21 protein-coding genes are annotated in these 18,042 nt (G+C 43.0%); 16 read left to right on the top strand and 5 right to left on the bottom strand.

All coding sequences use genetic code 11. The features are described from left to right. The first annotated feature begins 100 nt into the window (after window positions 1–100). On the top strand, window positions 101–253 hold the full coding sequence (locus tag HOO90_RS10365; RefSeq protein ID WP_292842736.1) for a hypothetical protein: 153 nt from the start codon (window positions 101–103) through the stop codon (window positions 251–253). 103 nt (window positions 254–356) lie between these two features. On the opposite strand, the gene HOO90_RS10360 is transcribed toward HOO90_RS10365, so the two are convergent. Beyond that, window positions 357–851, bottom strand: a complete 495-nt coding sequence (locus tag HOO90_RS10360; RefSeq protein WP_292842734.1) for a thermonuclease family protein — start codon at window positions 849–851, stop codon at window positions 357–359. An 85-nt stretch (window positions 852–936) separates the two neighbouring features. Then, window positions 937–2,574: an L-aspartate oxidase gene (nadB, locus tag HOO90_RS10355; RefSeq protein ID WP_292842732.1), complete on the bottom strand. Its 1,638-nt coding sequence runs from the start codon at window positions 2,572–2,574 to the stop codon at window positions 937–939. A 175-nt stretch (window positions 2,575–2,749) separates the two neighbouring features. Between nadB and rpoE the strand changes: the two genes are divergently transcribed. The 5 genes from rpoE to HOO90_RS10330 all read left to right on the top strand — a co-directional run bounded on the left by rpoE (window position 2,750) and on the right by HOO90_RS10330 (window position 7,172). Beyond that, window positions 2,750–3,535, top strand: a complete 786-nt coding sequence (gene rpoE / locus HOO90_RS10350) for an RNA polymerase sigma factor RpoE (protein ID WP_292842738.1) — start codon at window positions 2,750–2,752, stop codon at window positions 3,533–3,535. A gap of 119 nt (window positions 3,536–3,654) precedes the next feature. After that, a complete protein-coding gene (locus tag HOO90_RS10345; protein WP_292842731.1) occupies window positions 3,655–4,197 on the top strand; it encodes a sigma-E factor negative regulatory protein in 543 nt (180 codons plus the stop codon). Between the two features lie 5 nt (window positions 4,198–4,202). Then, window positions 4,203–5,165, top strand: coding sequence for a MucB/RseB C-terminal domain-containing protein (locus HOO90_RS10340; protein WP_292842730.1), 963 nt, complete (start codon window positions 4,203–4,205; stop codon window positions 5,163–5,165). 44 nt (window positions 5,166–5,209) lie between these two features. Further along, window positions 5,210–5,677, top strand: coding sequence for a SoxR reducing system RseC family protein (locus tag HOO90_RS10335; RefSeq protein ID WP_292842728.1), 468 nt, complete (start codon window positions 5,210–5,212; stop codon window positions 5,675–5,677). An 82-nt stretch (window positions 5,678–5,759) separates the two neighbouring features. Continuing rightward, a complete protein-coding gene (locus HOO90_RS10330; protein WP_292842726.1) occupies window positions 5,760–7,172 on the top strand; it encodes a DegQ family serine endoprotease in 1,413 nt (470 codons plus the stop codon). A gap of 189 nt (window positions 7,173–7,361) precedes the next feature. On the opposite strand, the gene HOO90_RS10325 is transcribed toward HOO90_RS10330, so the two are convergent. The 3 genes from HOO90_RS10325 to HOO90_RS10315 all read right to left on the bottom strand — a co-directional run bounded on the left by HOO90_RS10325 (window position 7,362) and on the right by HOO90_RS10315 (window position 9,692). After that, entirely contained in the window at window positions 7,362–7,601 is a 240-nt protein-coding gene (locus tag HOO90_RS10325; protein ID WP_292842724.1) for a hypothetical protein, read from the bottom strand. A gap of 137 nt (window positions 7,602–7,738) precedes the next feature. Beyond that, on the bottom strand, window positions 7,739–8,929 hold the full coding sequence (gene clsB, locus HOO90_RS10320) for a cardiolipin synthase ClsB (RefSeq protein ID WP_292842722.1): 1,191 nt from the start codon (window positions 8,927–8,929) through the stop codon (window positions 7,739–7,741). A 4-nt stretch (window positions 8,930–8,933) separates the two neighbouring features. Further along, window positions 8,934–9,692 carry an endonuclease/exonuclease/phosphatase family protein gene (locus HOO90_RS10315; protein WP_292842721.1) on the bottom strand — a complete coding sequence of 253 codons (759 nt, stop codon included), beginning with the start codon at window positions 9,690–9,692 and terminating at the stop codon, window positions 8,934–8,936. A 304-nt stretch (window positions 9,693–9,996) separates the two neighbouring features. Here HOO90_RS10315 and lepA point away from each other — a divergent pair, with 304 nt between their 5' ends. The 10 genes from lepA (at window position 9,997) to HOO90_RS10265 (ending at window position 17,944) form a co-directional block, all read left to right on the top strand. Then, complete coding sequence (lepA, locus tag HOO90_RS10310) at window positions 9,997–11,790, top strand: translation elongation factor 4 (protein ID WP_292842719.1); 1,794 nt, start codon at window positions 9,997–9,999, stop codon at window positions 11,788–11,790. Between the two features lie 97 nt (window positions 11,791–11,887). Next, window positions 11,888–12,667: a signal peptidase I gene (lepB, locus tag HOO90_RS10305; protein WP_292842717.1), complete on the top strand. Its 780-nt coding sequence runs from the start codon at window positions 11,888–11,890 to the stop codon at window positions 12,665–12,667. Window positions 12,668–12,749: 82 nt separating this feature from the next. Next, the gene (locus tag HOO90_RS10300; RefSeq protein WP_292842715.1) at window positions 12,750–13,139 is read left to right on the top strand and encodes a DUF4845 domain-containing protein; all 390 of its coding nucleotides are present in this window, start codon (window positions 12,750–12,752) and stop codon (window positions 13,137–13,139) included. A 22-nt stretch (window positions 13,140–13,161) separates the two neighbouring features. Further along, the gene (rnc, locus tag HOO90_RS10295) at window positions 13,162–13,869 is read left to right on the top strand and encodes a ribonuclease III (protein WP_292842713.1); all 708 of its coding nucleotides are present in this window, start codon (window positions 13,162–13,164) and stop codon (window positions 13,867–13,869) included. Further along, window positions 13,866–14,777, top strand: coding sequence for a GTPase Era (era, locus tag HOO90_RS10290; RefSeq protein ID WP_292842711.1), 912 nt, complete (start codon window positions 13,866–13,868; stop codon window positions 14,775–14,777). The genes rnc and era overlap by 4 nt, the downstream gene beginning before the upstream one ends. Before the next feature lie 46 nt (window positions 14,778–14,823). Further along, window positions 14,824–15,285 carry a hypothetical protein gene (locus tag HOO90_RS10285; protein ID WP_292842709.1) on the top strand — a complete coding sequence of 154 codons (462 nt, stop codon included), beginning with the start codon at window positions 14,824–14,826 and terminating at the stop codon, window positions 15,283–15,285. Then, complete coding sequence (gene recO / locus HOO90_RS10280; protein ID WP_292842707.1) at window positions 15,285–16,025, top strand: DNA repair protein RecO; 741 nt, start codon at window positions 15,285–15,287, stop codon at window positions 16,023–16,025. Before HOO90_RS10285 ends, recO begins: the two co-directional genes overlap by 1 nt. 29 nt (window positions 16,026–16,054) lie before the next feature. Further along, window positions 16,055–16,783, top strand: coding sequence for a pyridoxine 5'-phosphate synthase (gene pdxJ, locus HOO90_RS10275; protein WP_292842705.1), 729 nt, complete (start codon window positions 16,055–16,057; stop codon window positions 16,781–16,783). Window position 16,784: 1 nt separating this feature from the next. Then, entirely contained in the window at window positions 16,785–17,162 is a 378-nt protein-coding gene (gene acpS, locus HOO90_RS10270; RefSeq protein ID WP_292842703.1) for a holo-ACP synthase, read from the top strand. After that, window positions 17,159–17,944, top strand: a complete 786-nt coding sequence (locus HOO90_RS10265; protein ID WP_292842701.1) for a tRNA threonylcarbamoyladenosine dehydratase — start codon at window positions 17,159–17,161, stop codon at window positions 17,942–17,944. Before acpS ends, HOO90_RS10265 begins: the two co-directional genes overlap by 4 nt. Window positions 17,945–18,042 lie beyond the last annotated feature (98 nt).

Below are 18,042 nucleotides of genomic sequence, written 5' to 3'. Positions count from 1 at the left end.
GCGACCCGCATGGATATTGGCTTGCAGGCCAGGTGTTTTGAGTCAGTAGCCTGTATGTGGGGTTTAGATTTAACTACCATACGTATTGAATATTAAAACTATGCCAACGTACAGTGAAGTACTAGCTGCTAAGACTGCACATAAAGAAGAGATAAATACTCCGCCAAATAAGTCAGATTTAGCAAAAACTTCCGAATATGCAAATGCAGCGATTAAGGGCGATAAACCAAGCCAGATTGTCAACAATAAGTAACTTAAGTAACTGGGTAAATAAATGCCAAAAAATCGTAAACCAACAGCGCTATACATAAACGCAACATGAATGCAGAAAATTAAGGCAATTTGTGTGGCTGATTTCATGGTTGATTTGAATGGAGTCGACGCCAGACCCAAGGTGGCGTTGGGTTGTTGTTTACCCAAAGCCCCAGTGTTTGCTTGCGCGCGTTTTTTGCGGCCTTATCAATGACTACATCATGCGAATATTGCGTGTAGTGCCAGGCTAGGCCGCGCTCGGCTAGGTAAAGGCTGGCATCGGTGTTGTTGCATTGCAGTTTGCCTAATGCGCGGTGGTATTTGTCTAAGCCAGTGATTTGTGCGTTTGCAACTATGTTTTTACCCACACAAAGCTCAATCAAAGCGCGGCGTGACTTTAAGCCGAAGTCTTGGTTGCGTTCGGGTGCGTCGATGTCTTTTATGCGTAGTTTGACGTCATTTTTTGCGTTGTTTGCGTGAATAGGGCGCAGTTTGACGGTGTCACCATCGTAAACGTAGGTGACTTTGTAGCGGTTTTCATCGGAACGACATGCTAAAGAAAAAAATAAACAGAAAGTTGTTACAAAATACCTAAACATCGCAATTGATAATGCCTTTGTAGGAGCGACGCCCCATCGCGATTGCATCATAGCCTCGCAACGAGGCGTCGCTCCTAGCTTGTAGCTAATGCCCATGCTCGCGGTCTAGCAGGCTGTAATAATTGGACGGTTCTAGCACGGTGGGAATTGGCTCAGTTTCTGTATTCGGGTGGTCTTTACTGAAATGCAAGCCGCGGCTTTCTTTGCGGGAAATGGCGCTTTCAACAATCAATTCAGCCACTTGCAGTAAATTTCGCAGTTCGATTAAATCGTTGCTGATTTTAAAATTGCTGTAAAACTCATGCACTTCATCGCGCAGCATGTGGATGCGATGCAAGGCGCGGCTTAAGCGTTTGTCTGTACGTACAATGCCCACGTAGTTCCACATAAAGCGGCGTAGTTCATCCCAAGTGTGGGTAATTAACACTTCTTCATCCGCATCGGTGACGCGGCTTTCATCCCAGTAAGGTAATTGTGGCGATAATTTTGTAGGCTGACTTAGAATATCTTCTGATGCCGTTTTGCCAAATATTAAACATTCCAGTAAAGAGTTACTCGCTAAGCGGTTAGCACCATGCAGGCCTGTGCAGGCGGTTTCGCCGATGGCGTATAGGTGTTTGATGTCAGTACGGCCTTTGTCATCGGTCATTACGCCACCGCAAGTGTAATGTGCTGCTGGCACGACAGGAATCGGCGTTTTGCTGATGTCGATGCCTAATTCTAAACAGCGTCGGTAGATGTTAGGAAAGTGCGACTGCAGGAACGACAAGGGTTTGTCGCTAATGTCTAAATAAACGCAATCAATCCCGCGTTTTTTCATTTCAAAGTCAATGGCGCGTGCGACGACGTCGCGCGGGGCGAGTTCTTCGCGCGGGTCGTGCTCTGGCATAAATCTTGTACCATCGGGCAGTTTGAGTAAGCCACCTTCGCCACGGACGGCTTCGCTGATTAAAAATGATTTTGCATGGGGATGATATAAACACGTTGGGTGAAATTGAATGAATTCCATGTTGGCGATACGGCAACCTGCACGCCACGCCATGGCAATGCCATCGCCTGTACTTACATCTGGATTGGTGGTGTAAAGATATACCTTACCTGCACCGCCAGTGGCCAAAATTGTGTTTTGTGCGGCAATGGTTATCACTTTACCAGTGCTTTTATCTAACACATAAGCACCAAGGCAAGCATTGTCATCGGTGTTGTAGTCGGTTGGTTGAAATTTGGTGTTGGCGACCTTACGCGTGGTGATCAAATCAACTGCAATATGATTTTCCATCAACGTGATATTCGGGTGCTGTTTTACTTTTTCAGAGAGCGTGATTTGTACCGCATGTCCTGTAGCATCGGCCGCGTGAATGATGCGGCGATGACTGTGGCCGCCTTCACGTGTGAGATGGTAGCCACTATTGTCATGCTCTCGGGTGAAGCCCACTCCTTGTTCAATCAGCCACTCCACGGCTTCTTTAGCATGTTCGGCGACTAGCTTGGTAACGGCTTCATCGCACAAACCTGCGCCTGCTACCAGCGTATCCTGAATATGATTTTCAATACTATCTTCATCGTTTAATACTGCGGCAATGCCACCTTGCGCCCAATCGCTAGCAGCATCATTGATGCTACGTTTACTCACTATGCAGACTTTTTTATGTGCCGCTGTGCGTAATGCAAGGGTTAAACCCGCAAGACCGCTGCCGATGATTAAAACTTCAAATTGCTGCATATTGAGGTGTGTTTCTATTTTGAACTATACGTTGATGAATGGTCGCATTGGAACTAATAAGAGTGTATCGCTGTCTTTATAAAAGGCAATAGCAATACCGAGCAAACGTAACAAAAAAACTGCATTGAATTTTTTTTGTATTGAAGTTTTGTATTATTGTTAAGAGGAAAGCATAATCATGCATATTGGTAAAATATTAGAATTAACACAACTAAGTTTAGTACAACCTGTGACGCAAGGTTATACTTCAAATGCGATAGAGAATAGCCGAAAAGAAATTATCAGTGAAAATGCTAATGTGCCTAAAGATAACCAGATTAATCCAACTAGGAATTTAACCGTAGTGGCCGTAAATCCTTCAACTGGAAATCGTGAGATTGATCATGAGCTCGTTTTGCGCGCCCAACGTGGCGACAAGCGAGCTTTTGGCATGCTGGTTGATAAGTATCAGCGCAAATTGGCGCGGTTGTTGTCGCGTATGGTGCGCGATCAGTCTGAAATTGAAGATATCGTGCAAGATACGTTTATTAAAGCGTATCGCGCATTACCAAACTTCCGTGGTGATAGCGCGTTTTATACTTGGTTGTATCGCATTGGTATTAATACCGCTAAAAACTATTTAGTGTCGATGGGGCGCAGACCTACTGTCAGCACGGGTGTTGAAATAGAAGATGCGGAGAATTTTGAAGATGGTGATGAATTGCGCACCATGGAAACGCCAGAATCTTCGATGATGACCAAGCAAATTGCACAAACGGTAAATGATACGGTAGCTGGCTTGCCTGAAGAGTTGCGCACTGCGATTACCCTGCGTGAAATCGAAGGCCTGAGTTACGAAGAAATCGCAACAATCATGAATTGTCCAATCGGCACGGTAAGATCGCGTATTTTTAGAGCGCGCGACACGATTTCATTAAAATTAAAACCGCTGTTAGATACGCCTGACAACAAAAGATGGTAAGAAACTAAATTAAAAGCTTGAGTTGTAGATTCTAGCTAGTGTTAGATTAAACTGAGTAATCAATTTAAAGTAACGATGTAAATTCAATGTAACAACGTAATAAGATTTTGGAGTGAACGATGACCGAACAATTATCCGCCTTAGCTGATGATGAAATTGCTTTAAAAGATGCTGAGTATTTGATGGCGGCCATGCAGCCGAATAGCCATAGTGCAGAGCTATGGAGCCAGTATCATTTAATTGGTGATGTAATGCGTGGAACAGCCGCTTTAAGCCCTAATTTTAAACAAAATCTGATGCAAAAAATCGATCTTGAGCCTACAGTTTTATCTCCGAATGCGGGATGGCTCAATCAAAACAAGGCAGACAAACCCAGTGAAGAAATGCATCGAAAAACACCGGTTACTTGGTCAATCGCGGCTTCGTTCGCAGCGGTTATGGTGGTTGGTTGGATGGTGTTGCAAACGCAAGTGGGCGACACATTGACTCAAGTAGTCGTGGCCGAAGCCGTAACGACTCAACAGCCAGCGGCAATAACAGTTTCGAGCGCTGAGCAAGCGGTGTCAGAACAGGCAATCCCTACTGAATATCTATCTGCGCATCAAGCTTCAGCGCCAACGGCCAGCTCATACTATATTCAATCAGCTAGTTATTCTGAGTGAAATCAATGAAGCATTTTGTTTTAGCCTGCTTACTTGCTGGTGCCATGCAGTGTGCGCAAGCGGCCAATAGTGAAGAGGATTGGCAGGTTCTGCAAAAAGCAGCGCTCGCGGCGCGTGCCTTGAGTTATCAGGGAATATTCGTCTGTCAATCTGGGCAAAAAACCAAATCGGTTCAAATTAAACATTACTTTGACGGGCAAAATGAGTTCGGCCATAACGTGGTGCTGGATGGAACTCCAAGAGAAGTGTTGAGCCAAGGCGGTGATTTGGTTATTTACAACCAAAGAAACGAAAAAGTCGTGATTGAGAAACGGCGCGGACAAAACATGTTCCCCGCAATTTTACCCACAAATTTAGATTTGGTTAAAACCAGTTACTCTGTTCGCTCCGGCGACACAGAGCGCGTTGCCGGGCGTGAGGCACAAATCTTATTTTTAGAGCCGAAAGATAATCTGCGCTACAGTTACCGATTCTGGATTGATAAAGAATACGGCCTGATACTCAAATCAGTGATGTTTAATGGCAATAACCAAATGATGGATAGCATCGCTTTCAATCAATTAAACCTGTTTAATACGGTCGATTTAGACTGGTTTAAACCTAGAATCGATCATAAAAAGAACTACGTGATGGAAGATGAAGTACCCACAAAGGCGGACACGAACATCAGCCCGCATTGGACATTGAAAGAACTACCTGCGGGCTATCGAAAAGTCGATCAAATGATACGTGAAGTACACGGCAAACCATTCCCCGTTACGCATGTCATATTTTCGGACGGTTTAGCTTCGGTCTCATTGTTTGTTGAACCGCTGTTAAACGGTATTAAGCCAAGGGTAGGGCATAGCACAGTTGGAAATACGAGTTTTTATTCCAATGTGGCGGGCTACTTGCAAATTACCGTGCTGGGTGAAGTGCCAGAAGTCACGGTGGCAAAAATAGCGAATGCCGTTGTGTTTGTTAAATAATTTAATATTTTTTTGATTCTAGATTCATTTTTTAAAGTATTGCCATGATAGAAGAATATGCCATCGTTACCAGTTGCACTGACAAGCAAGCCACTTTGGAAATTGAAAGACGTACAGCCTGTGGTTTATGCGGGCAAACGCGGGGGTGTGGAAATGCAGCTTGGGGTAAACTGCTCGGCCATAACAGCCATGGCTTTACTGCAGAAAACCCAGTAGATGCTAAAGTTGGCGATAGCGTGGTGGTTGGTATCAATGAGCAGGCGGTATTAAATTCAGCGTTTTATTTATACATCGTACCCTTGATGGGTTTGTTGATTGGTACGGTTCTAGCAGATTATTTTTTTGATAATCAGCTTTACGTGATACTTGCTGCGGCCGTTGGCCTAGCAGCTGGTTTCGTGTGGGTGAAGGGTCATTTGATTGGAAAAAATAAATCAGGTGCTGCTTACAACAAAAAATATCAAGCGGTAATATTGCGATTGGCGAATGATGTAACTAAGCCGCAAAATTAGCCCCTTGAAATTTATATTATCGACCCAAATGTAAAAAATAAAGTTTCGTTTTAGATTTTTTAAAGTTTAATGAGGTGAATAGATGTTTAGAAATTGGATTTCCTTGATTGGTTTTACTTTATTGGCTGCCATTAACACTAATGGTTATGCAAAAGATTTGCCTGACTTTACCGAACTCGCTGAAAAGCATGGCGCAGAAGTGGTGAATATTAGTGTTACGCAAAACGTGAGTAATGGCGTTAACGCCATGCCTTTCCCTGGAATGGAAGGCGATGAACAAATGCAGGAATTCTTTAAGCGCTTTGGTATCCCAGGAATTCCTGGACAAGGTGCTCCTCAACCCGATTACAAATCGCAATCCTTAGGCTCGGGTTTTATCATCAGTAGCGATGGCTATATTTTGACAAACGCGCATGTAGTGAATGAGGCGGACGAAGTGATTGTTAAACTCGCTGATAAACGCGAGTTTAAAGCTAAAATTATTGGTGCAGACAAACGTACCGATGTGGCGTTGGTGAAAATTGAAGCTACAGGTTTACCAAAAGTCACCATTGGTGATTCTACAAAATTAAAAGTGGGAGAGTGGGTAGCCGCGATTGGCTCACCTTTCGGTTTGGAAAATACCATGACGGCAGGCATTGTTAGCGCTAAAGGTCGCGCGCTGCCACAAGAAAATTTCGTGCCGTTTATTCAAACAGACGTGGCGATTAATCCAGGTAACTCTGGCGGCCCATTGTTTAACTTGGCAGGCGAAGTTGTCGGCATCAACTCACAGATTTATAGCCGTAGTGGCGGTTCGATGGGCTTGTCATTCGCAATACCGATTGATGTTGCCATTGATATTTCAAATCAATTAAAGTCTTCTGGCAAAATCACACGTGGTTGGCTGGGCATAGCGATTCAAGAAATTACCAAAGAACTGGCTGAATCATTCGGCATGAAAAATACTAACGGTGCTTTAGTTGCTGGTGTAGAGAAAAATGGCCCAGCGGACAAAGGCGGTTTAGAGGCTGGAGATGTGATTACCAAGTTCGATGGTAAACTAATTGCTGTTTCGGCAGACTTGCCCCGCGCGGTAGGGGCTACTAGACCAGGTAAAATTGCGGCAGTGGAAATCTTACGCAAGGGTAGTGTTAAAACATTAAATATCGGCGTAGGTGAAATGCCAAGTGACCCCAATGAGGTGGCGCAACCGAATAAGCCGTCCGCAAAAGCGGAGGCGAACAAAATTGGCCTGACATTAAAAGAATTAACCCCTCAGCAAAAGAAAAAACTAAATGGCAAGAATGGCTTATTGGTCACTGATAGTGTTGGTGCAGCTGCACAAGCGGGCATTCGTCGCGGTGATGTAGTGTTAGGTTTAAATAACTCTGAAACGCAAAGTGTTGAGCAATTTAACAAACAAATCAATGCAGTGCCTAGTGGAAAAACAGTGGCGGTATTAGTGTTGCGTGGAGAGAATACCTTGTATGTACCAATAAAAGTAGCTAAATAAAAGGTTACTAAATTAAAGTGATGAAGTAATCTTAAAATTGAATTAATAAAACCATCAAAAGCCTCAGTTTGGGGCTTTTTGTTTTAGGTTTGAATTTAAGCTAAAAAGCACCTAGCCGCGGTTTTTATGGTTGTTATCTTGAACTTCCATCTTGATGTTAAACACCTGGTGAGTGGTGGGGTTAGCAACTTACACGCAATCAGTTGCACCAACAAGCCTATCAGCAAGGTTTTGCAGTTTAGGAGAAACGAATTTTTCTGTTTGAACACCAGTTTCAGCGATGGTCATTAGTTCTTGCACGGCAGCTCGATAGCCGCGTTCAAACAACCAATAGTTAAGTTCTGCAACATCAGCGCTGCCGTCGCTACGCACTTCGTTGCACAGGGCTTCAAAAGCCTCCCTGCATGCATTTCTTTCTGTTTGTGACATACAACCTCCAAGCTAGAGTAAAGGGTGAAAAAGGTAACAATAAATCTTACAAGAGTAATGTTAATTTGAATTCTATACGAAGTGGCAGTTACTTTTTAGCCTCATAAAATTACTTTGAGCCAATTCTCCTGCTAGGATTACTTTTCAGTTGAATGGCCAATAACTCCTAAAAGCAATCTTACAAACCCGTAAGCAATCCATGAAGAAATGCGTTTAATAATGTTTGCTTGTCCCCAGTTAAGCGCTTCAACGCGTTGTGCACCCTCTTGAATGGAAGATTCGATGCTTTGCTTTAATTCAGTAGCAAATGCTTGGTCTAGCACAATTACATTTGCTTCTCTCGCCAGTAATAAACTGAATGGGTCAATGTTAGATGAACCTACCGTTGCCCAGTAGTTGTCGATAACAGCCACTTTGCTGTGCATAAAACTTTTGCGATATTCGTAGATTTCAATATTATTTTTTAGAAAATCGTTATAAAACGCATGTGTAGCAAACATCACAAAATATTCCATACGTCCTTGTAGCAGTAGTTTTACCGTTACGCCGCGTTTTGCCGCTGATATTAACGCCAAACGAAACCGCCTGCCTGGCACAAAATAGGCGTTCGCAATGATGATTTCAGACTTGGCTTGTGTAATTGCAGTAAGATAAGCGTCCTCAATATCGCGTCTGTGCAATACATTGTCACGTAAAACCAGTGCGGCTTTTACGCCATTATTTACTTCATTATTGAGTTCGGCGCTTTCAACCGCGTTCTTTTTTGGATGCACATAAGCGATATCAATCTGCCGAAAATGTATCCAGGCAATGCGCCGCCAAAGTTTTTTTACGCTATTGACTATATTAGGCAATAGTTTTCCTTCGATACGAATGGCATAATCAATACGTGGCGGAACGTTATTGGGCGCATGATTTGGCACGTCGAAATCATCAATGATATTGATGCCGCCCACAAATGCAACTTCACTATCGATAATGGCGATTTTATGATGTAAACGGCGTAAACGCCTCCTTTTAAGCGTCCAAGGCGAGATTTTAGGGCGATAAAACATGACCTGAACGCCTGATTTTTCTAAGTTTTGTACAAAAGTCTTGGGTAAATCTTTACTTCCAAAGCCATCCAGCAAAACTTTAACTGCAACACCTTGGGTGGCGGCCCGTTTTAGTGCTTCGCCAATGCGGATTCCGGCGGTATCTGCTTGGTAAATATAAGATTGTAGATAAATTTCGCGCTTAGCATTGTCGATGGCGTATTCAAGCGCCGGAAAATATTCCGCACCATTGCGTAGTAACTGAATGTGATTTCCATTCACAAAGTGTGTCATATCATCAAGTTGATATTCTAGTAAGTGTGCTGGTGAGTATGGCGTGATCCGATAGTTTTAGAAAGTGTGCACCAGAGTGCACCTCTACATGTTTCACTTGAAATCCACGTACATATATACGATCTAATCGCAATACAGGTAACCAAGATGGAAAGCTTCGTGCGGGCCTGCCAGCGTGGTGTTCAAAGACTTCATGCATTTTTAATCGCTTGGCAAAGATTCGACCAGTGCGCATGCCCCAATCATTAAAGTCGCCTGCAATAATTAAAGGTGCATTGGGTGGTACGAGTTGCTCAATGTATTCTGCTACAGAAACTAATTGCTGACGTCGCCAATGTGCAAATAGGCCAAGATGTACACAAACAGCGTGTAAAGGCTCATTCCAATGGGGTATTTTAATTTCACAATGTAGCATGCCGCGTTGTTCAGAGGTGTGCGCTGAAATGTCTTTGTTATGTGTGTTGATAATCGGGAATTTTGAGAGTAAAGCATTGCCATGATGGCCCGCAGGGTACACTGAATTTTTACCATAGGCATAATCCTGCCAAATCGCGTCGGCTAAAAATTCCATTTGGCCATTCATTGGCAGTGTTGCAAAGCGCTCGGCATGTTTGGTATGCATATCCTGAACTTCTTGCAAAAAGATGATATCCGCATGCAATTTACGCAACATGTCACGTTGCAAGTGCAGCGAAAAACGTGCATTAAAGTGGGTAAAACCCTTGTGGATGTTAAATGTAGCGATGCGTAGCGTGTTGGGCAAATTTAACTCGATTGATCATGCTTGTTGATGCATTAATCATACAACAAAAGCCTAGGCATGGTGAGTAACATCTTACTTCTGCAGTGGAAGTGGGTGGTGCAAGGTATTTGTTGCGATGAAAATTAATAACCTACACAAGAGTATCTGTCGTTTAAAAGTCAGACTCACAATTAATTACAAACTAATCAAGCATTTGTTGTAAAATCACGCCTATTGAGAAAAGGCGCTTTTGGCGCCTTCTCTTTATTTTAAAGTAGCCATAAACATAGAAAAAAGAAACGTCGTAAAAGTTTAAAAAAACTAAATGAAAAATATTCGTAACTTCTCCATTATTGCCCATATTGACCATGGTAAATCCACCTTAGCTGACCGCATCATTCATTTGTGCGGTGGTTTGGCTGATCGCGAAATGGAAGCGCAAGTATTAGATTCAATGGATATCGAGCGTGAGCGCGGCATTACCATTAAAGCGCAAACCGCTGCACTGCAATATAAAGCAGACGATGGACAAGTATACAATTTAAACCTCATTGATACGCCTGGCCATGTGGACTTTAGCTATGAAGTGTCGCGCTCACTTTCTGCCTGTGAAGGAGCATTGTTGGTGGTAGATGCCAGCCAAGGTGTAGAAGCGCAAAGCGTAGCTAACTGTTATACCGCTTTGGATTTAGGTGTGGAAGTTACCGCCGTGCTGAATAAAATTGATTTACCTTCGGCCGACCCAGAACGTGTGAAGCAAGAGATTGAAGATGTGATTGGAGTCGATGCAAGTGACGCCGTGTTATGTTCTGCTAAAACTGGTTTGGGCGTGCGAGATGTATTAGAAGCCGTAATTAAAAAGGTGCCGCCACCAAAGGGTGATGTTACCAAGCCACTAAAAGCCTTGGTAATCGATGCCTGGTTTGATAATTATGTCGGCGTAGTGATGTTAGTCCGTGTCATTGATGGTGTATTGAAACCAAAAGAAAAAATTCGTTTAATGGCGACAGGCGCACAACATTTGTGCGAGCAAGTAGGCGTATTTACGCCAAAATCCTTACAAAAGACTTCGCTCTCAGCAGGCGAAGTGGGTTTTGTCATTGCTGGGATTAAAGAGCTGGCAGATGCCAAAGTAGGTGACACCGTTACCCACACAGACAAGCCCGCTAAAGAAGCGCTGGCAGGTTTTAAAGAAGTGAAACCACAAGTTTTTGCAGGGTTGTACCCTGTTGAATCAAACCAGTTTGAGGCCTTGCGCACTGCGCTAGAAAAACTCAGCTTAAACGATGCGTCTTTGTTATTTGAACCAGAAAATTCTACGGCCTTAGGCTTTGGCTTTCGATGTGGCTTTTTAGGTTTGTTGCACATGGAAATCGTACAAGAGCGTTTGGAGCGCGAGTACGACATGGATTTAATAACAACCGCGCCAACGGTTGTGTATGAGTTGCTGCTAAAAGATGGTTCAGTTGTGCAAATTGAAAATCCGTCGCGTTTGCCAGAACCTTCGCGCGTAGAAGAAACGCGTGAACCAGTCATTATCGTCAATTTGCTAATGCCGCAAGATTACGTAGGTCCAGTCATGACTTTGTGTAATAACAAGCGTGGTATTCAAAGAAATATGCAATACATGGGTCGACAAGTCATGTTGAGTTATGAAATGCCGCTCAATGAAGTGGTGCTGGATTTTTTTGATAAATTAAAATCGGTGTCCCGCGGCTACGCCTCGATGGATTATGAATTTTTAGAGTTTAGAGCCGCTGATTTAGTGAAACTTGATATTATGGTCAATGGTGAGCGTGTGGATGCGTTAAGTATGATTGTGCACCGCGCAAACAGTGTGCATCGAGGTCGCGAAGTAGCGGCTAAAATGCGAGAATTAATTCCGCGTCAGATGTTTGATGTGGCGATTCAGGCTTCCATTGGCGCCAATATTATTGCCCGTGAGACTGTAAAAGCTATGCGTAAGAACGTGATTGCCAAATGTTATGGCGGTGACGTTTCACGTAAACGCAAATTGCTCGATAAGCAAAAAGAAGGTAAAAAACGTATGAAACAAGTGGGTAATGTTGAGATTCCGCAAGAAGCGTTTCTAGCGATTTTACGTGTTGAAGATAAGTAGTGGTTCGACTGGCTTTCCAGCCCAGGTTTTTTTAAGGATGTTCACTGAGCCCGTCGAAGGGCATGGCTTTATCAATTAATCAGTTTAGAGGATAAAAATGTATTTTGCTTTGTTTATGGTGGCAATACTGGTGGTGACTGGATTTATCTGGTTGCTGGATAGTTTGGTATTGCGCAAAAACCGCACGGCTGATGCGGCTGAGCCGGTAGTAGTCGAATATGCCAAAAGCTTTTTCCCCGTTATTTTGGTGGTTTTTTTCGTGCGATCGTTTATTGTCGAGCCGTTCAAAATCCCATCAGGCTCGATGATGCCAACTTTGCTGGCAGGGGACTATATTTTAGTCAATAAATTTACTTATGGTTTGCGTGTGCCAATTTTGAATAATACTTTTTTTGAAATTAATCAACCAAAGCGTGGTGATGTATTCGTGTTTCATTTTCCACCAGAGCCCTCAGTTGATTACATTAAACGTGTCGTTGGTTTGCCTGGCGATAAAATTCGTTACCAAGATAAGCGTTTGACCATAAATGGTAAATTGCTCGATGTACAAGAAGTGAGTGACTACGCCTATGTCAAACCTGGGCTCAACATGGTGACTGCCAAGCAGTATCGTGAGCAACTTGGTGATGTGGCACATGATATTTTAATCAATGAATGGACGGGCAACTATGATGTAGATGCGCTCGGATCAAAGTTGGCTGACAATGAAGAAATTGAAGTGCCTGCTGGACATTATTTGGCGATGGGGGATAATCGGGATGATAGCTCAGACAGCCGTGTGTGGGGCTTTGTACCAGAAAAAAATTTAGTGGGTAAAGCCTTTTTTATCTGGATGAACTTTGATCAAACTTCTAGAATAGGTGACTCAATTCATTAACCGAAATGCTATTGAAGCAACATAATCGCTTCAATATATCTTCAATAGATTAAAGTGGAGTAACTAAAAAATGGAGAAAATTATGCGTCAATATCAAGTGAATCAATTAAGCCATTTCAAAAAACAAGCGGGTGCAACCTTGCTTGGTATGCTGTTTGTTGGTGGGGCGATTGTGTTTGTGGCATTGATTGCAATGAAATTATTCCCCGCGTATCAAGAGTTCTTTTCGGTTAAAACTGTCATACGCACCATGAACAAAGAATCTTTGAGTGCGCTGACCAAAAAAGAGATTCAAGACTCGTTTAATAAAAGAGCGGACACAGGCTATATCACGGTAATTAAAGGTTCAGATTTGACCATCGATAAAAATAGCGCTGGTGAAACTGTTGTTTCAGCACAGTATCAGGTCACTACGCCTTTGTTTGGCAATATCAGCGTCTTAATGGACTTTGATACAGCTAGTAGTAAATAGAACGCTCACAATTCTTAACTCAATGACCCAGCAGGATTTATCAAAACGCCTTACTTACAAGTTTGTAGATAAAAATCTGCTGACGCAGGCTTTAACCCATCGTAGCTACGCGGCTCAAAATAATGAACGTTTGGAATATTTAGGCGATGGCGCTCTCAATTTTATTATCGCTAATCAACTTTATCAGCGCTTTCCAACTTTAGCCGAAGGTGACTTAAGTCGCCTGCGTGCGCAAATGGTGAAAGAAGCTACAATCAGTGAAATTGCATTCTCACTCAACATTGGGGATGCTTTGAAATTGGGAGAAGGGGAGTTGAAAAGCGCTGGCTGGCGTAGACCTTCTATCTTAGCCGATGCCTTGGAAGCCATTATTGGTGCGGTGTATCTGGATGGTGGTTTTGTAGCGGCAGAGGCGTTGGTGCTGGAGTTTTATTCCGAAAAACTCAATACAATCGATCCAAAAATCATCGATAAAGACCCCAAATCTTTGCTGCAGGAATTGCTGCAAGGAAAAAAAATAGCAGTGCCAGAATACGCTGTTGTGCAGACCAGCGGCGAAGCACATGCGCAAGTATTTGTTGTGGAATGTTTTATACAGAAATTAGATATACGCACAGTGGGCGAAGGCTCTAGTCGTCGAATAGCAGAGCAGCAGGCAGCACAATTGGCTTTAGCCGCATTAGAAAAACTCGTATTGGTCAATAGTAAATTGGATAAATTAAAAAAATGACAGATTCAGACTCAGATTTAGGTGCTCTTTCTGCATTTAGATGTGGCACAATTGCCATTGTTGGCCGGCCTAATGTTGGTAAATCCACGCTACTTAACCACATTCTCGGTATGAAGTTAGCCATTACTTCGCGTAAAGCACAAACCACGCGACATCGATTGCTTGGCATTCATACGACTGAGGATACGCAGTTTTTATTTGTAGATACCCCTGGTTTTCAACAAAAACACCTCAATGCTTTAAATAAAGGTTTAAATAAAACCGTTACACAAGTACTGACAGAAGTCGATGTGGTGCTGTTTGTCATCGAACCAATGAAACTGGGCGAGGCCGACCGTAAAGTGTTGGCATTGTTGTCTGAAAAAACACCAACCATTTTGGTGGTGAATAAATCAGACCTGATGGGTGATAAAGGCAATTTATTGCCTTTGATTCAAGATTTTGATTTGGAATTTCCATTTACAGACATTGTGCCTGTGAGTGCAAAAAAGAGCCTGAATTTAGATGAGCTTTTAGATACGATTCGTAAATACCTGCCAGAGCAGGCCGCGATTTATTCTGAAGATGAATTAACTGATAAGAATGAACGTTTTCTTGCAGCTGAGTTAGTACGCGAAAAGATTTTTCGTTTATTGGGCGATGAAATTCCCTATTCCGTAGCGGTTGAAATTGAAAAATTCGAAGTTGTTGGTAATCTTCGCCGTATTTTTTGCGCCATTATTGTCGATAAAGACAGTCAAAAGCCGATGCTGATTGGTAAAAATGGCGAGAAAATGAAACAGATTTCTACTGAAGCGCGTCAAGACATGGAAAAATTGTTTGGTGGAAAAGTTTATTTAGAGACTTGGGTGAAAGTCAAAGGTGGTTGGGCCGACGATGAAAGGGCGTTAAAAAGCCTAGGGTATTGATTAAAAGTAATATTGATTAAAAGTTATATAAATTTGGATATTAAGAATGCCAAATAATGTCTATAACATTCCTGTTTATGGCAAGCCGATTGAGCTAGATGATCAAGGTGTTTATTACGCCATCAATCGTAAAACGGGTGATATTAATAATGTATTTCAGCTTGTGTATGAAGAAGATGATTGGTATTTGTATCAGCTAAAAAATACAGGTAAAAATGGCGAAATGGGTTGGGTAATATTGGCCGATAATGGCGATTATCCGTTAAAAAGTTTGTCTAGCGAAGAGGTTAGATACCACTTTGATAAACCCGAGTATGCAGAGCCTAAAGGTGCTTGGCAACTCATGCGTAATTCGAGATATGGCTTTGGTAAATTTACGCCAATTCATGTAGAAGACACTATACGTTACGCTATGATTCTTTTTTCTGGCGCAGAAATGTTGATACCGCTTTTGATTTTAAAAATTGAGAATAGTAGTTTACAAAGTTTAGCCGAGCCTGATCAGTAATGGCAGTTGCAAGTCCAAATTCACATCGTCAAGATAATCAGCCAGTCTACGTGTTGCACACTTATCCATTCAAGGAAACCAGCTTGGTCGTAGAATTGTTTGCGCATGGTTTTGGCCGTGTAGCAACGACAGCCAAAGGTGCGCGACGACCACGCTCGGCCATGCGTGGCATGTTGCAGTCTTTTCAGCCTTTATTAGCCACTTGGTCTGGCAAATTAGAGCTAAAAACTTTACATGGCTTAGAGTGGGGTGGGGGCTTGTTGTTGCTCAAAGGCGAAGCGCTAATGTGTGGCTTTTATCTTAACGAATTGCTGTTACGTTTGTTGCCGCGTGAAGATCCACATGAAACCTTGTTCTACTATTACAGTGAAACATTAAAAACATTAGCAAGCGGACATGATTTAGCCACCACTCTGCGTCGTTTTGAGCTCAAGCTCTTACAAGAACTCGGTTATGCCATACCATTGCAGCAGGATACGGGTAGTGCCCCCGTACAGGAAACCGCTGATTACAATTATGTAGCCGAGCATGGTGCGGCCAAAGTAGGCCGCTTATCTGCCCACCACAATAATGGCGTACAATTACTTGGTAAAACCCTAATTGACATGGCGAATGACGATTACAGTCATTCACAAACGCAGCAGCAAAGCAAGTTGTTGATGCGTTATTTGCTGGCGCACTATCTCGGTGATAAACCGCTCCATACACGGCAATTACTGATTGATTTGCAAGGTTTGTAATTTTAATATTAAAAAGATAGAAATTAATCATGATTAAATTAGGTGTCAATATCGACCACGTGGCTACAATTCGCCAAGCGCGTGGCACCAAATATCCAAGCGTAGTACAAGCCGCTTTGCGTGCCGAGCAGTCAGGCGCTGATAGCATTACACTGCACCTGCGTGAAGACCGGCGCCACATGCAAGATGCCGATGTGTTTGCATTACGTAACTTGCTACAAACCCGTATGAACCTCGAATGTGCAGTAACCGATGAAATGATCGACATCGCACTAGAAGTAGCTCCGCAAGATGTTTGCTTGGTGCCAGAACGTCGCGAAGAACGCACCACCGAAGGTGGGTTGGATGTGATTGGAAATTTTGAGAATGTGCAAAAAGCAGTTAAAAAATTAAGTGATGCAGGTATTCGCGTTTCATTATTTATTGGCCCTGATGCGGCCCAAATTAATGCCGCAAAAAAAACCGGTGCGCCGGTGATTGAATTGCATACAGGCACGTTTGCCGATGCAGAAAATTCATTAGATAAAGCACGTGAATTGCAACGTATAAAAGACGCAGTCAGCCACGGAGTGAAACTGGGCTTAGTCGTGAATGCAGGTCATGGTTTGCATTATCATAATGTGCATGAAATTGCCTCAATCGAAGGTGTGGATGAGCTTAATATTGGCCATGCTATCGTAGCGCATGCGCTGTTTGTAGGCTGGGACAACGCAGTGCGGGAGATGAAAGCTTTAGTGAAAGAATTTTCAGCTAAATAATATGATTTTCGGCATTGGTACAGACATTGTTGAAGTGTCACGCATTGAAGAATCCATCAATCAATTTGGTGATGGCTTTGCTAGGCGTATTTTAGCGGAAAGTGAATTTGAAAGTTATTTGCAATCTCAAATTAAAGCGCGCTTTTTAGCCAAACGTTTTGCCGCAAAAGAAGCTTTTTCCAAAGCTTTGGGTACTGGTTTACGTACGCCAGCAACTTTTCAGAACATTGCAGTTTCACATGATGCACTGGGTAAGCCTGTGCTGGTGTTAGCGCCAGAACTGCTGGTCTATTTGTTAGACAAAAATATCACGCAAACTCATATCAGCATCAGCGATGAAAAGAATCTAGCTACGGCATTCGTGGTGCTTGAATCATGAACGCTGGTGTCGATATAGCGCGTCGCTTTGGTGGTGTCTCACGTTTGTATGGCGCACAAGGCCTGACAAAATTACAGGCCGCGCATATCTGCGTAATTGGCATTGGTGGCGTAGGCTCATGGGCAGCAGAAGCCCTAGCGCGCAATGCGGTTGGCACCATCACATTAATTGATTTAGATAATATCGCAGAATCCAACGTAAATAGGCAGTTACACGCCGTTGAGGGCGCCTTTGGCAAGGCCAAAGTTACGGCAATGGCGGAGCGTATTAAGTTGATCAATCCTAGTGCTGAAGTAATTGTTATTGAGGATTTTGTGACGCCTGAAAATGTCAATGTCATGCTGAATCAGCCATATAGTGGTATTATCGATTGCATAGATGACGCCAAAGCCAAGGCTGCTATCGCCTCATTTTGTCAGCAAAAAGGCATTCCATTAGTGATGACAGGAGCCGCAGGTGGGCGCCTCGATGCAACGCTTATCAAACAAGCCGATTTAAGTGAAGTGAGTCATGATAAATTATTAGCCAAAGTACGTAATTTGTTGCGTCGCGACTTTGGCTTCTCTAACGGACATAGCGCCAAGGGTAAGTCAGCTAAATTTGGCATCGAGTGTATTTATTCTGATGAAGAAATCATTAAGCCAGACCGCATCTGCGGAGTAGGTGATAACGCGATTACAGGCTTGAATTGCGCTGGCTATGGCTCCAGTGTTTGTGTAACAGCCCCCTTTGGCTTTGCGGCCGCAGGGTTGTTAATTACCCGCGCATTAAATCATTTGTGATGGTTTTAATGCGTGCTTCTATCTGCCCCAACATTCTGTTTTCCAATGTTTGATGGATTTGCTCGATTAAAAAACATATAGACTCGCGACCAAGTTTG

The sequence above is a fragment of the Methylotenera sp. genome (assembly GCF_013141425.1).
GTDB lineage: Bacteria > Pseudomonadota > Gammaproteobacteria > Burkholderiales > Methylophilaceae > Methylotenera.
The sequence above is the reverse complement of the archived record's forward strand: the minus strand, read 5'-3'. Positions and strand labels throughout refer to the sequence as shown.

What these genes read in the sequence shown, in the direction of transcription:
- HOO90_RS10365 (WP_292842736.1), top strand. Translation starts at nt 101, where the DNA reads ATGCCAACGTACAGTGAAGTACTAGCTGCTAAGACTGCACATAAAGAA.
- HOO90_RS10360 (WP_292842734.1), bottom strand. Translation starts at nt 851, where the DNA reads ATGTTTAGGTATTTTGTAACAACTTTCTGTTTATTTTTTTCTTTAGCA.
- nadB (WP_292842732.1), bottom strand. Translation starts at nt 2,574, where the DNA reads ATGCAGCAATTTGAAGTTTTAATCATCGGCAGCGGTCTTGCGGGTTTA.
- HOO90_RS10345 (WP_292842731.1), top strand. Translation starts at nt 3,655, where the DNA reads ATGACCGAACAATTATCCGCCTTAGCTGATGATGAAATTGCTTTAAAA.
- HOO90_RS10340 (WP_292842730.1), top strand. Translation starts at nt 4,203, where the DNA reads ATGAAGCATTTTGTTTTAGCCTGCTTACTTGCTGGTGCCATGCAGTGT.
- HOO90_RS10335 (WP_292842728.1), top strand. Translation starts at nt 5,210, where the DNA reads ATGATAGAAGAATATGCCATCGTTACCAGTTGCACTGACAAGCAAGCC.
- HOO90_RS10330 (WP_292842726.1), top strand. Translation starts at nt 5,760, where the DNA reads ATGTTTAGAAATTGGATTTCCTTGATTGGTTTTACTTTATTGGCTGCC.
- HOO90_RS10325 (WP_292842724.1), bottom strand. Translation starts at nt 7,601, where the DNA reads ATGTCACAAACAGAAAGAAATGCATGCAGGGAGGCTTTTGAAGCCCTG.
- clsB (WP_292842722.1), bottom strand. Translation starts at nt 8,929, where the DNA reads ATGACACACTTTGTGAATGGAAATCACATTCAGTTACTACGCAATGGT.
- lepA (WP_292842719.1), top strand. Translation starts at nt 9,997, where the DNA reads ATGAAAAATATTCGTAACTTCTCCATTATTGCCCATATTGACCATGGT.
- lepB (WP_292842717.1), top strand. Translation starts at nt 11,888, where the DNA reads ATGTATTTTGCTTTGTTTATGGTGGCAATACTGGTGGTGACTGGATTT.
- HOO90_RS10300 (WP_292842715.1), top strand. Translation starts at nt 12,750, where the DNA reads ATGCGTCAATATCAAGTGAATCAATTAAGCCATTTCAAAAAACAAGCG.
- rnc (WP_292842713.1), top strand. Translation starts at nt 13,162, where the DNA reads ATGACCCAGCAGGATTTATCAAAACGCCTTACTTACAAGTTTGTAGAT.
- era (WP_292842711.1), top strand. Translation starts at nt 13,866, where the DNA reads ATGACAGATTCAGACTCAGATTTAGGTGCTCTTTCTGCATTTAGATGT.
- HOO90_RS10285 (WP_292842709.1), top strand. Translation starts at nt 14,824, where the DNA reads ATGCCAAATAATGTCTATAACATTCCTGTTTATGGCAAGCCGATTGAG.
- recO (WP_292842707.1), top strand. Translation starts at nt 15,285, where the DNA reads ATGGCAGTTGCAAGTCCAAATTCACATCGTCAAGATAATCAGCCAGTC.
- pdxJ (WP_292842705.1), top strand. Translation starts at nt 16,055, where the DNA reads ATGATTAAATTAGGTGTCAATATCGACCACGTGGCTACAATTCGCCAA.
- acpS (WP_292842703.1), top strand. Translation starts at nt 16,785, where the DNA reads ATGATTTTCGGCATTGGTACAGACATTGTTGAAGTGTCACGCATTGAA.
- HOO90_RS10265 (WP_292842701.1), top strand. Translation starts at nt 17,159, where the DNA reads ATGAACGCTGGTGTCGATATAGCGCGTCGCTTTGGTGGTGTCTCACGT.